General features: G+C 72.1%; 12 protein-coding genes. All 12 read right to left on the reverse strand.

The genetic code is table 11. From position 1 onward, the window contains the following. Window positions 1-31 precede the first annotated feature (31 nt). The gene (locus O7614_RS22020; RefSeq protein WP_278140377.1) at window positions 32-1,042 is read right to left on the reverse strand and encodes an SDR family oxidoreductase; all 1,011 of its coding nucleotides are present in this window, start codon (window positions 1,040-1,042) and stop codon (window positions 32-34) included. Continuing rightward, window positions 1,035-1,190, reverse strand: a complete 156-nt coding sequence (locus O7614_RS22025; RefSeq protein WP_278140378.1) for a hypothetical protein — start codon at window positions 1,188-1,190, stop codon at window positions 1,035-1,037. Before O7614_RS22025 ends, O7614_RS22020 begins: the two co-directional genes overlap by 8 nt. Then, window positions 1,187-1,555, reverse strand: a complete 369-nt coding sequence (locus O7614_RS22030; protein ID WP_278140379.1) for a hypothetical protein — start codon at window positions 1,553-1,555, stop codon at window positions 1,187-1,189. Before O7614_RS22030 ends, O7614_RS22025 begins: the two co-directional genes overlap by 4 nt. Before the next feature lies 1 nt (window position 1,556). After that, on the reverse strand, window positions 1,557-2,645 hold the full coding sequence (locus tag O7614_RS22035) for an enolase C-terminal domain-like protein (RefSeq protein WP_278140380.1): 1,089 nt from the start codon (window positions 2,643-2,645) through the stop codon (window positions 1,557-1,559). After that, entirely contained in the window at window positions 2,642-5,722 is a 3,081-nt protein-coding gene (locus tag O7614_RS22040; protein WP_278140381.1) for an FAD-binding and (Fe-S)-binding domain-containing protein, read from the reverse strand. The genes O7614_RS22035 and O7614_RS22040 overlap by 4 nt, the downstream gene beginning before the upstream one ends. Then, entirely contained in the window at window positions 5,719-7,485 is a 1,767-nt protein-coding gene (locus tag O7614_RS22045) for a thiamine pyrophosphate-dependent enzyme (RefSeq protein WP_278140382.1), read from the reverse strand. The genes O7614_RS22040 and O7614_RS22045 overlap by 4 nt, the downstream gene beginning before the upstream one ends. 214 nt (window positions 7,486-7,699) lie before the next feature. After that, complete coding sequence (locus O7614_RS22050) at window positions 7,700-7,876, reverse strand: hypothetical protein (protein ID WP_278140383.1); 177 nt, start codon at window positions 7,874-7,876, stop codon at window positions 7,700-7,702. A gap of 57 nt (window positions 7,877-7,933) precedes the next feature. Next, window positions 7,934-9,388 carry a cation:proton antiporter gene (locus O7614_RS22055; RefSeq protein ID WP_278140384.1) on the reverse strand — a complete coding sequence of 485 codons (1,455 nt, stop codon included), beginning with the start codon at window positions 9,386-9,388 and terminating at the stop codon, window positions 7,934-7,936. Between the two features lie 178 nt (window positions 9,389-9,566). Further along, window positions 9,567-10,781 (reverse strand): cation:proton antiporter, encoded by a 1,215-nt coding sequence (locus O7614_RS22060; protein WP_278140385.1) that lies wholly within the window; start codon window positions 10,779-10,781, stop codon window positions 9,567-9,569. A gap of 139 nt (window positions 10,782-10,920) precedes the next feature. Continuing rightward, the gene (locus tag O7614_RS22065; RefSeq protein WP_278140386.1) at window positions 10,921-11,358 is read right to left on the reverse strand and encodes a phage holin family protein; all 438 of its coding nucleotides are present in this window, start codon (window positions 11,356-11,358) and stop codon (window positions 10,921-10,923) included. 192 nt (window positions 11,359-11,550) lie between these two features. Continuing rightward, complete coding sequence (locus tag O7614_RS22070; protein ID WP_278140387.1) at window positions 11,551-12,243, reverse strand: L,D-transpeptidase family protein; 693 nt, start codon at window positions 12,241-12,243, stop codon at window positions 11,551-11,553. Between the two features lie 327 nt (window positions 12,244-12,570). Next, window positions 12,571-13,131 carry a YetF domain-containing protein gene (locus tag O7614_RS22075; protein ID WP_278140388.1) on the reverse strand — a complete coding sequence of 187 codons (561 nt, stop codon included), beginning with the start codon at window positions 13,129-13,131 and terminating at the stop codon, window positions 12,571-12,573. Window positions 13,132-13,216: the final 85 nt, after the last annotated feature.

The raw sequence follows: 13,216 nt of genomic DNA on the forward strand, positions 1-13,216 counted from the left end.
GACGACGAGGCGGTCGTCCGGGACCTCCGGTTCAGCGCCGACGCCAGGCGACCGCGCCCGCCGCCGCACCGGCCATCCCGACGGCGACGAGGCGACGGTGGCGCGACAGCCACGCCTGCGGGCTGTGCCCGTGGGAGCGGCCCGCGAAGTCGCCCCGTACGCCGTAGTCGCGCCCGCCCGGCCCGTCCAGCGGATGCCACAGGTTGTTCGGCCGGTCCGGGTCGGCGGGGCGGCCGGTCTGCTGGGACCGGTAGCCGGTGCGGGCCAGGTAGCGGTCGAGCAGCCCCGGCGCGACCCGGTTGCCGAGGATGGTGAGCACGGTCGAGATGCCCACCCAGTACTCCCGCCGGTGCGGTCGGTCCGCGGCGCCGACGATCGCTCGGGCCGCCACCTCCGGGGCGTAGATCGGTGGCACCGGTTCGGCGTGCCGAGGCAGCCGGGACAGCAACCAGTCGAACTGCGGGGTGTTCAGCGCCGGGAGCTGCACCATGGTCACCCGCACCCCACTGCGTTCGTGCAGCAGTTCGCAGCGCAACGACTCGGTGAACCCCACTATCGCGTGCTTCGCCCCGCAGTAGGCCGCCTGCAGCGGGATGCCCCGGTACGCCAGCGCCGATCCCACCTGCACGATGGTGCCCCGGTCGCGGGGGGTCATGTGGGACAGGGCGACCCGGGTGCCGTGCACGTACCCCAGGTAGGTGACCTCCATGGCCCGCCGGAACTCCTCCGGGCGGGTCTCCTGGAAGGGCGCGAAGACGGAGCTGAACGCATCGTTGATCCACAGGTCGATCGGCCCCAGTTCCGCCTCGATCCGCCGACCGGCGGCGACGACCTGGTCGTAGTCGGCCATGTCCACCTCGATCGGCAGCGGTCGACTGCCCGCGCTGCGGACCTCCTCGGCCGCCGCGGCCAACCCGACGCTGCCCCGTGCCAGCAGCGCGATGGCGATGCCCCGCTGGGCGAGCAGCCGTACCGTGGCCCGCCCCACCCCCGCGCTCGCGCCGGTGACCACCGCCACCCGCAGGTCATTCCCCTTACCCATGTCGACTCCTATCGGTTCGTGTCACCCGGCCGGCTCGCAGGTCGTACCGGTGCAGCGCCGCACCGATGACGCTCACCGGCTCCTCGCCCGGCTCGCCGACGACGACCAGGACGCGGCCGGTCGGTTGGTGCAGTTCCTGGGTTCTCATCGGTCTCCTCGATCACGTGCGACGGCGGCGCCCAGCACCGCCCAGGCTGCGGCGACGGCGGCGTCGGTCCGGGCGGCGGACCGTTGCCGACTGTCGACGGCGGCCAGCGCGAGCGCGGCGACGCAGTGGATGGCGTCGACCGCCGCCCCGCCGGCGAACACGCCAGGGGTGGGCCGCCAGAGGGTCACCGCCGTCTGGACGATGTGCCGGGCGCCGAGCACCCGCAGCGTCACCACGGCCGTGGTGGTGACGGGATCCACCGGGCGCAGCAGCCGAACCGGCGAGAGCAGCAGCAGACCGCCCCAGGCCAGCCGGAGCCCGACCTCCGCGCCCCGCAGTGGCAGCCGCCCGATCCCGTCAGCCACGTCAGGCCACCCGGTACTGCTGGGCGCGATCCGCGCGGAACTGCACGCCGTTGCCGGGCCGGTCCAGCGGCACCCGCGCCGTGCCGCCCGTCGCCGGCTCCGTGCCGTCGAAGAGCATCGACTCGATCCGGACGTGGTCGTGGAACCACTCCAGGTGCCGCAGGTTCCCGATGGCGGCGGCGACCGGCAGGTGCTGGTGCGGAGCACAGTGCCCGGACACCTCCAGCCCCGCCGCGGCGGCCACCGCGGCGGCGCGGAGGAACTCACTGATCCCGCCACAGCGGGTGACGTCGATCTGCAGGCAGTCCACGAACGGCGCCATCCGATGGAAGTAGGTCAGGTCGAAGCCGTACTCCCCGGCCGCCACGTCCGGCAGGACGCGGTCGCGGACCAGACCCAGACCGGCGAGGTCGTCGGAGCTGACCGGCTCCTCGTACCAGCGCACGTCCAGCTCGGCTGCGGCGTGCGCCACCCGGATCGCCTGTTTGCGCTGGTAGGCACCGTTGGCGTCGACGTACAGCTCGGCGTCGTCGCCGATGGTGCGCCGGGCCGCCGTCATCCGGGCGAGGTCCCGCCCCACCTCCGTGCCGCACGACTCCCCTATCTTGATCTTCACTCGGGGTATGCCCTGCTCGTGGACCCAACCGGCGAGCTGCCGGTGCTGGCGCTCGTCGTCGTAGGTGGTGAAGCCGCCGCTGCCGTAGACCGGTACCTCCCGGCGGACGGTGCCGAGCATCCGGGCCAGCGGCAGCCCGTGCCGGCGGGCCTTGAGATCCCACAACGCGCAGTCCGCGGCGGACAGGGCGAGCCCGGCGACACCCGGTCGGCCGGCGTTTCGCAGCCCGCGGCGCATGCTGGTCCACGCCGCCGGGACGTCGTCCGGGTCGAGGTCGGCGACCAGCGGAGCGAACAGATCCGCCACCACCGCGACAACGGCCGCCGGCCCGTACGTCCAGCCCAGCCCGGTCTCTCCGTCGGCGTCGGCGCGTACCAGCACCAGGGTGGTGCTGGTCCACGCCAGGGTGCCGTCTCCCTCGGGGGCGTCGGTGGGCACCCGGTACGCCTCGGCGGTGAGCCCGATGTGGCTCACCGCGTCCACCGCCGCAGCAGCGTGCCCAGCCCGGCGAGGGCGGCGACGCCGAGCGTCCCGGCCGCCGTCCAGCGGGCGAGCGCCGACGGTGGGTCTGGCCGGTCGGCCCAGCTGCGCTCCGGCCGGCGCGGCACGGTGCCGGCGTGCAGGCCCGCGCGCAGCAGCTCGGCCAGGTGGATGGCCGATCGTCCGCCTGAGGCGCTCTGTTCGACCTGGGTACGGCAGCTGAAGCCGTCGGCGAGGATCACGTCGGTCTCGGCGGCGTCGCGGACGGCGGGCAGCAGCACCCGCTCCGCGCACGCCTCCGACACCTCGAAGTGACCCTCCTCGAAGCCGAAGTTCCCCGCCAGACCGCAGCAACCCGAATCCAGGAACTCGGCGTCCACCCCGGCGGCGGACAGCAACGCCTGGTCGGCGGCGGTGCCGAGAATGGCGTGGTGGTGGCAGTGGGTCTGGATCAGGGCGTGCGCCTCGACCCGCGGCGGCTGCCAACCGGGGCTGTGGTCGTGCAGCAGCTCCGCGAGGGTGACGGTCTGCTCCCGCAGCCGGGTCACGTCGTCGTCGGCCGGGAACAGCTCGTGGGCGTCGCTGCGGAACACCGCCGTGCAGCTCGGCTCCAACCCCACGATCCGGGTGCCGGCGCGCAGGTGCGGGCGCAGCACGTCGATGGTGCGACGCAGCACCCGCTTGGCGACGCCGAGTTGCCCGGTGGAGATCCAGGTCAGCCCACAGCAGATCGGCTGCTCGGGCACGCGTACGCGCCAGCCGGCGCTCTCCAGGACCTCCACCGCGGCGCGCGCCACCCCGGGGTGGAAGTGGTTGGTGAACGTGTCCGGCCAGAGAATCACCTCCCCGCGCGAGCCGTCGCCGGTCGGGGTCCGGTGGGCGAACCAGTGTTGGAACGACTCCGGGGCGAACGCCGGGATGTCCCGGCGTCCGTCGATGCCACCGACGGTCTTCGCCAGCCGGTTCAGCACCGGGGCCTGAGCCAGCGCGTTGACCGTACGCGGCAGCCGGGCGGCGACGGTGGCCACCAGCGGCAGCCAGCCCATCGAGTAGTGGGCGCGGGGGCGCAGCCGGCGGGCGTAGTGGTGGTGCAGGAACTCGGCCTTGTAGGTGGCCATGTCCACGTTCACCGGGCAGTCCGCCTTGCACCCCTTGCAGGCCAGGCAGAGGTCGAGGGCGTCGCGGACCGCCTCCGAGCGCCAGCCGTCGCCGATCGTGCCGCCACGGGCGGTGCCGTCGAGCATCTCGAACAGCAACCGGGACCGGCCTCGGGTGGAGTGCTCCTCCTCGCGGGTGACCATGTACGAGGGGCACATCACTCCGCCCTCGTGGTGGCGGCACTTGCCGACCCCCACGCAGCGCAGCACCGCGTTGCCGAAGCTGCCGCCGTCGTCCGGGTAGGCGAAGGTCGTGTCGACCGCACCGTGGTCGTAGTCGGCGCCGAGCCGCAGGTGGCTGTCCAGCCGGTAGGGCGGCACCACCTTGCCCGGGTTCATCCGGTCGTCCGGGTCGAAGATCGCCTTGAACTGGCCGAACGCCCTGGTCAGCCGGTCACCGTACATCTTGGGCAGCAGTTCGCCGCGGGCCTGCCCGTCGCCGTGCTCCCCGGAGAACGAGCCGCCGTAGGAGACCACCAGGTCGGCGGCGCGTTCGATGAAGGAGCGGAATTCCCGGATCCCGTCGGCGGTACGCAGCCGGAACGGTATCCGGGTGTGCACGCAGCCCTGCCCGAAGTGCCCGTACAGGGACGCCTGCTCGTAACCGTACTCCCGGTAGAGCTTCTGCAGATCGCGTAGGTAGTCGCCGAGCCGGTCCGGGGCGACCGCGGAGTCCTCCCAGCCGGGCCAGGTGTTGTCCGCGTTCGGCACGTGCGCGGTGGCACCCAACGCGGACTCCCGCACTCCCCACATCTGCTTCTCGTCGGCGGGATCGGCGAACTCGTGCACTGTCGGCCCGCCATCGCGACGAACCGCGGCGATAAGCCGGTCGGCCGCCGCCCTCGCCTCCTGCGGCGCGTCGCCGCCCAGCTGGACCATCAACCAAGCACCGCCCGGCGGCAGTTCGTGCAGGGCGTGCGGGTGCAGGCTCTTGCGCCGCTCGAAGCTGACGAGCTTGTCGTCGATGCCTTCGAGCGCGATCGGCTGGTGCTTGAGGATTCGCGGTACGTCGTCTGCGGCGGAGGCGATGTCCGGATAGCTGAGGAACACCATCGCCTGGGCCTTGACGATCGGCACCAGCTTCAGCCGGGCCCGCAGGATGGTGACCAGTGTCCCCTCGGAGCCGACCAGTGCCTGCGCGACGTGGAACGTCTTCTCCGGCAGCAGGCTGTCCAGGTTGTAGCCGGAGACCCGCCGCGGAATGTGTGGGTAGCGGGTGCGGATGTCGGCCAGGTACTCGTCGCGCAACGCCCGCAACTGCCGGTAGAGGTGCGCCTTGCGGCCACCGTCGCGCTGGATCCGGTCGTACTCCTCGTCGGTGGTCTCCCCCACCCACATCCGGGTGCCGTCGTAGAGCAGCACCTCCAGCTCGACGATGTTGTCGACCACCTTGCCGGTGCGCTGGGCGGTGGCGCCGCACGAGTTGTTGCCGAGCATGCCGCCCAACGTGCAGTGGTCGTGGGTGGCCGGTCGGGGCCCGTACTCCAACCCGGTGGGCTTGAGTTGGGCGTTGAGTTCGTCCAGCACGATGCCCGGCTCGACCAGGCAGGTTCCCGCCGCCTCGTCGACCTCGATCAGCCGGTGACAGTACTTCGACCAGTCCAGCACCACTGCGGTGTTGGTGCACTCGCCGGCGAGGCTGGTGCCACCGCCGCGCGAGGTCAGCGGCGCACGGTGGCGACGGCACACCGCGACGGCGGCCACCGCCGCCTCCACGGTGCGGGGCACCACCACCCCGAGCGGAACCTGCCGGTAGTTGGAGGCGTCGGTGGAGTACGCGGCGCGCGATCCGGCGTCGAAGCGGACCTCCCCGTCGACCTCGCCGCGCAGGTCCGCGGCGAGCGCGTCCAGGTCGATGTCGTGAGCGGGTTGGGGCGGGCGCAGGACCGGTTCCGGCAGCAGGACCTCACTCATGACCGCAGCTCGTTGAACTTGTCGCGGGCGACGGTGGCGAGGGTGGCGACCTTGTGCGGTTGACCGCGCAGGAACGCCTCGGTGAAATGTTTCGCCTGGTCGTACTTGATCTTGCCGGGCATCGGCGGTTCGTTGGGGTTGACGTCGCAGTCCACCAGGGCCGGACCCGGGTGCGCCAGCGCTTCCCGGATGGCACCGGGCAACGTCTTCGCGTCGGTGACCTTGGCGCCGAAAGCCCCGCAGCCGCGCGCCCACGCCGAGAAGTCCGCCTCCGGCTGACGGTGCCGCACCGCGTACTCCGGATAGCCGAGGATGATCTGCTCCCAGAGGATCTGCCCGTACGAGTTGTTGTTGTTGATCACCACCTTGATCGGCAACTCGTGCCGGACCGCGGTGAGGAACTCGGCCATCAGCATCGCGAACCCGCCGTCGCCGACGAACGCGATCACCTGCCGGCCCGGGTAGGCGTGCTGCATGGCGATCGCGTACGGCAGGCCGGGCGCCATCGTCGCCAGGTTGCCCGACAGGTAGAACTCCCGATCACCACGGATGGTCCAGTGCCGCGCCGACCAGGTGGCGATCGTGCCGGAGTCGCAGGTGAGGATGGCGTCGTCGGCGGCGGCCTCGTCGATGCAGCCCATCAGGTACTGCGGCGCGATCGGTGACCGCTGTGGGTCCACCAGGCTGGTCATCTCGGACCGCCAGTTGTTCATCTTGCCCTGGTACTTCTCCAGGAACGAGCGGTCCGGGCCGTGGTCGAGCATCGGCAGCAGGTCCCGCAGCGCCAGCCGGGCGTCCGCGCAGACCGGGGCCTCGACCGGCAGCCGCATGCCGATCAGGCTGGGGTCGACGTCGATCTGCACCGCCTTCGCCTGCCCCGGGCCGGGCAGGTACTTCGCGTACGGGAAGGAGGTGCCCACCATCAGCAGGGTGTCGCACTCCTCCATCAGCTCCTCACTCGGCGCGGTACCGAGCAGACCGAGCCCACCCGTGGTCAGCGGGTGGTCGTCGGGCACCACCAGCTTCCCCGGCAGCGTCTTGACGATGGGGCTGGCCAGTGCCTCGGCCACCGCGAGGACCTCCGCGCGGGCACCACGCGCACCGACACCCACCAGCATGGCGACCTTCCGGCCGGCCCTGAGCACCTCGGCCGCCTTCGCCAGCTCCTTCGGATCCGGCGGCAGTTGCGGGTAGGACACCACCGCCGCGCTCATCGGCGGCTTGCCCGGGCTGACGTGCCGGTACGGGTCCTCGTCGGCCGCCGCGACCTGGACGTCGTTGGGGAACGTCAGGTGCGCCACCGTCCGCTTGCTCAACGCGTTACGGATCGCCAGGTCCACCACCGCCGGCATCTGCTGCGGGTTGGTGACCATCAGGTTGTACGACGCCACGTCCTGGTACAGCTGGGTGGTGTGCACCTCCTGCTGGTAGTGCGAGCCCAGCACCGACGTCTCCTGCATGCCGGTGATCGCCAACACCGGCACGTGGTCGAGCTTCGCGTCGTAGAGCCCGTTGAGCAGGTGGATCGCGCCGGGGCCGGAGGTGGCGCAGCAGACCCCCAGCCGGCCGGTCGCCTTGGCGTACCCGGTGGCCATGAAGGCGGCCGCCTCCTCGTGGTGCACCAGCACGAACCGCAGCTTCTCCCGCTGCCGGCGGAAGCCCTCCATCAGGCCGTTGATGCCGTCGCCGGGCAACCCGAACACGGTGTCGACGCCCCACTCCACCAACCGTCGGGCCAGGCTCTCGCCCACGATCTCCTGCACGTCGTCCTCCTCGTTCCGGGTTCGTCCCGTCCTCGTCCCGCTCCCGCCGCCGGACGGCGACGCCCACCCGCCGTACCGGACACGACGGACCAGGACGGACACGGCGGCGGCTACCCGTCTTCCCGGTCCACAAACCGACCAGGACGACGGGTTTCCGGGTGCCAGTCACCCGGCAGCCCCGCAGATCGAGGGCACACCGAGGAGAAGACCGGCGTCAGGACCGACGCCGGGCCACCAGATAACCGAGGAGCAGTCCGCCACCGAGCAGGACCACCGCGCGGGGCGTGATCGCCGACCGCAGTTTGCCCAGGCCAGCCTTCGGGTCCACCACGCTGCCGGCCACGTCACCAGCCGTGCCCACCACCACGTCACCGACCTTGCCGAGATTCATCCGACCCACCACCCTTCCCGAGGCCGCCGGCTACCCGGCGGGCCGCCGACGAAACGCTCACTCGTCCCGGCCGGTGAAGACCCGCGCCGCGGCGGGCTGCTCACCGCCGGCCACCAGCACCTCGTCGCCGGCCCGCAGCACCGTCGCCCGACCGAGCCGGACCTGCTCGCCGTCGCGGCTGACCAGACTGACCCACACCCCCTCGTCCCGGCTCAGCTCGAACAGTGGCCGGCCGTCGGCCGGGGCGCCGGACGCGATCGTGTAGTGGCGCAGCCCGACCGGCTCGCCCTGCACTCGGATGCCGACCGCCCACGGTTGCAGCGGTGTGCTCCGCATCGGCACCCGGCACCACCGGGCCACGAGCGGAACCAGCCCGCCCTGCACCACGATCGAGAACGCGACCACCGCGAACACGATGTCGAACAACCGCAGGTCCTGTTCCAGGTCGGCGGTGAGGATGAAACTGCCCAGCAGGATCGGCACCGCGCCCTTGAGGCCGGACCAGACCACGAAGATCCGCTCGCCCCAGCGCAGGCGGACCGTGGTGAGCAGCCCGCCGACCACGATCGGCCGGATCACGAACGTGAGCAGCACGGCCAGCGCCAGGCCGGTGAGCCAGGCGCGCTCGGTCACCATGCTGCGCAACGACACGATCAGGCCGAGTAGGCCGAAGGCCAGGATCTCACCGAGGCTGGCCAGCGCGCCGTGGAAGCGTTGGATCTCCCGCTTGAACGGCGCGCGGGCGTCGCCGACGACGATGCCGGCGACGAACACCGCGAGGAATCCGGAGCCGCGGGCCAGCGTCGCCACGCCGTAGATCGACACGGCGGCGAACAGCACCTGGAGCGGGTAGAGGCTCTCGTCCGGCAGCGACACGCGGCGCATCAGTTGCAGGATGAGCCACCCGCCGGCCAGCCCGACCGCCGAACCGACCACCAGTTGCAGCGCGAACTCACCCGCCCCGGAGCCGACCGCCGACCAGCCGCCGGCGGTCCCGGCGGCGAGCAGGCTCGCCATCAGCGCGATCCCGACCGGGTCGTTCGCGCCCGACTCGCCTTCCAGGATCGTGCCGCTGCGACCCACCACGGTCCGCCGACCCAGCACGGAGAACACGGCGGCCGGATCGGTCGGCGACAGCGCGGTGCCGACCAGCAGCGCGGCGAGCCAGTCGAACCCGAACACCCAGCGCAGCACCAGGGCCAGCGCGCCGGCGGTCAGCAGCGTACCGGCCACGCCCACCAGGGCGACCGGCCCGAGCGACGGCCGCAGCCGCCGCCATCCCATGCTCATCCCACCGCTGAACAGCACCAGCACCAGCGCGATCTCCACCAGGTGCCGGACCGCGTACAGGGACAGCTCGTTGAGCTTCGGGAACAGGTCGGAGACGATCGCGGCGGCGAACAGGAACAGCGCGGGCGCGGGCAGCCGCAGCCGGTCGGCGAGCCGGTTGGAGAGCACGGCGAGGACCGCCACCGCGCCCAGCGCGGCGACGAAGAACGCGAACCCCGTCACCGCCACCCCGTCCCTGGTCCGGTCGTGCCCACCGGGGCCGCCCGTCCGGTACCGCTACCCGCTCCGGCCCGGGTTAACCGAGCCGCCCGGCGGTCGACGCTGGAAGGTCTGCGCCACCAGCCCACCCACCAGGAAGAAGCCGAACGCGGTGGTTCGGCAAACCCCGATCCGTCGTCCATTACCGCTTCGAGACCTCAGGGTGGCCGGCGGCGTACCAGCGGCGGCCGGGCATCGCGGTGACACCGTGCACCACCACGCTGAGGGCGACGACGAAGCTGCCGGCCGTCCAGAGCAGCCGGTCCTGCACTCCTTCGTTCAGGCTGAAGGCCAGGTAGAACAGCGCGGACACGCCTATCGGGCCGAACCAGCCGAGGAAGACCAGCTCCCGCCAGGGCAACCGGAGTGGCTTCTTCAGCGCCAGCACCACCGGTAGCCGCCGCAGCAGCAGGACCGCGACGGCGAACAGCGGCAACCGCCAGCCGGCGTCGAGCCAGTCGCGCCACGGCAGCTCGACACCGAACAGGAAGAACAGCGGCAGCACCAGGTAACGGGTGAGCGAGTCGTCCAGCTTCTGCTCGGCGATGCGTGGCTGGTCGCCGATGACCCGGCTGTACGCCAGCCCGGTGACGAACGCGGCGAGGATGCCGTCGGTGTCGAGCACCCGGGCGACACCGAGCGCGGCGATGCCGAGCAGCACCGCGAAGATCAGCAGCGAGCCCTGGTCGAGGGTCTCCCGACGGCTCGCCGCCAGTACCGCGTGACCGGCGAGCCAGCCGAGCACAAGGCCCACCAGCACCGCCCCGAACACCCCCCACAGCGCCGCCGTCACCTCCTCGGCCCACGGCTTGGCGCCGATGCCGGCCAGGGCGAGGACGACGAGGGGGAACGCGAGCCCGTCGTTCCCACCGGACTCGCCGCTGATGACCTGCCGCAGCCGCTCGGGCAGCTGACGCTCGGCCGGGCCGCCGGAGACGATGCTCGAGGCCAGCACCGGGTCGGTGGGGGTCAGGCAGCTGCCCAGCAGGGCAGCCAGACCCAGCGGCACGCCGAGCACCAACCAGGACAGCCCGGCGCTGAGCACTGCCATCCCGACCATGCCGGCGGAGAGCAGCACGAGCACCGGTCGCAGCACCGCCCGGTAGCCGGCGAGGGAGAAGCGCAACGCGACGGCCATCAGGGACACCGCCAGCAGGGCGCGGCTCACCTCACGGATCAGTTCGGCACCCAGCCGGTCGGCGAGGTCGACCAGGCCGAGCGTCGGGCCCACCAGCACCCCCAGGACCAGGGCCAGCAACGGCTCGGACAGCACGGTCCGCCGGATGGCGCTGGACCAGAACGCCAGCAGGACGCCGAGGCTCCCGACGAGGGCGTACGCGAGCAACAGCGGACTCATGCCCGCCCGCTACCCGCTGCGGCCCCGACCACACCCGATCCCCGGTGTCGACGCCTCACCTACGCCGGGCGCGGGCAGTGGCCCGGGCGTTGGCCCGCTCGTGCGTGTCCGGCACGACGTGCTCCAGTCCGCGGTCCGGTCACCTGTCCAGCTCGTCGCGGGCGGCGTCGACGCCGGCGGGCAGCACCCGACCGGCGGTCTCCGTCACCATGTCCCGTACGTCGTCGGCGAGGCGGGCCGAGGGGCCGCCGGCCGCCCGCAACTGCGCCAGCCCCACCCGGCCCAGCAGCACGGCTGCGCCCAGGTAGCCGGCGGTGAGACCGGCGGCGGCCAGCCGGCGTGGGAGCATCGTCTCCAGCACCCGCAGCACGGTGGTCGACGCCGCCCCGGCGCCGAGCACCAGGCAGCCGCCAGCGGCGGCCAGCAGTACGACTCCCAGGCCGGCCGGGCGGGCCGCCTCGCCCACCTGCGTACGCACGGCCCGGACCTCCTCGCGGACCACGTCGGCCACGTCCTCGGCCAACCGCTCCGTCGCGCTGGTACGCCGCCCGTCCGCTCCTGCGGTCCCCTCGCTCATCGCACCTCCCGACTGCGCCGCTGCGTGCCTGCGGCGTACCCGGACGGGACGGGCGCACACCGGTGGCTCCCCTCCTGGCGGCCGGACAGCTGCTCGTGGTCAGCCGGCGGCGCGCCGAGGATGAGCGTCGTCGGAGCGACGAGTCAGGCTCACCTCTGGCCGGTGTGCCGGCGTCGGCCGCGCGGCGACTTTTCAGTACACCCAGACCCGGGTTTTCTTCGGCAGCACGTCCTGCTCCCACAGCCAGTCCATCGCCGGTAGCGTCACCCGGACGCACCCGTGCGACGCCGGGTACGGCGGGACGCTGGTGTAGCCGTGGATCGCGATCCCCTGCTCCTGGAAGTACTTGGGCCGGTACAGGCGGCCGAGCGGGCCGTCGCGCCAGCCGTCGACCTGCCAGTCGATCGTCCATCGGCCGCGTGGGGTGTCCGCCAGGTACGTCCTGCCCTCGTGCGTGTAGTGCTCGAACGTGCCGGTCGAGGTGTTGAAGATCCGGCTCACCTCCCCATCATCGACGATCATCAGCAGCTGCCGGTCCAGGTCCACCTCGGCGAGGTGGCCGTCGGTGCTGCGGGCGTCGGGACGCTTCCCGTCCTGAAGAGCGGCACGGGTCTTCGCACCCACGATCCCGTCACGATGCAGACCGGCGGCCTTCTGCAGCGCGTGGACGGCCTGCTCGGTGAGCAGTCCGAAAGCGCCGTCGGGCTCACCCACCCAGTAGCCGAGCCGGTCCAGCCGCTGCTGAAGCACCCGGACCGCGTCGCCGGTGTCGCCGCGACGCAGGACGGTCCGCGCGCCGGCGTCGGCAGTGCCCGACGGTGCGGGACTGGACGGCGGCGAGGTGGCCGTCGCGGTCGGCGGAGGTGCGGGCGCCGCGCTGGTCATCGGCGGCGACGGTGCCGGCGGCGTCGTGGTCGGCGTCGCTTGGTGGCTCGGGCTGGCTGAGGTGGGCTGGTCGCTCTGGGTACCGTCACAGCCGCTGACGAGAATCAGCAGGGCGGCGGAGGCGACAGATGCCCGTAGGTGTCGGCTTGTCATGATCCGCGCCGGCGTACCGGCACACCTCCTTCGGTAATTCGGTTGGAAAGCTCTCATCACTAGGTAACCAGCCCGTATCCTCCCGAAACTGTCGAGTGGCAGGTGATCGGCACGAAGCGACCCCGGTGCGCTGCCGACTCACGCCCCAGGCACGTCGGTCAGTGCGCTGCCGACTCACGCCCCAGGCACGTCGGTCAGTGCGCTGCCGTCGCCGCGTGCCTCCTGCCCGATGACACTCAGGCTGCCGTCGGTCTCCAGAACGACCGCTGCCAGGCGGGTCAGGTCGCCGTGCCCCTGACTGCGAGCCGCCTGCCGGATCTCGCTGTCCGAGATGCGCACCCGTCGCAGCACGTCGTGCCGCAGCACGCCGTCGCGCAGCAGCAGGGTGGGCGTCGACTTCAACAGCCGCTGTGACGGCGGCCAGCGCACGGCCAGGAACGCCGCACCGTACTGGAGCGCCACCAGCAGTGACAGCGCCAGGAGACCTTCGACCAGCGAGACGCTGCGGGAGAGCAGGATCGTCGCCAGGGTCGAGCCCAGCGCGACGGTGACCACCAGGTCGAAGGCATTCAGCTTCGACAGGGTCCGCTTGCCGGAGACGCGCAGCAGCGCCACCAACGCCGGATAGGTCAGCACCGCGATCACGGTGAGACGGAACAGGTCGGAGGGATGGTTGAGCCACATGGTGTGGACATACCCCGTCCGGCGGCGCACCCGCACCGTTCGCGAGCGCATTCGCGCGTCCGACACGTCGACGACGACGTGTGGGCGCGGATGCAGTGGGCATAGCGGATGAGATGTTCGCGTCCCGTCACACGCT

The organism is Micromonospora sp. WMMD961 (assembly GCF_029626145.1).
Lineage (GTDB): Bacteria > Actinomycetota > Actinomycetes > Mycobacteriales > Micromonosporaceae > Micromonospora.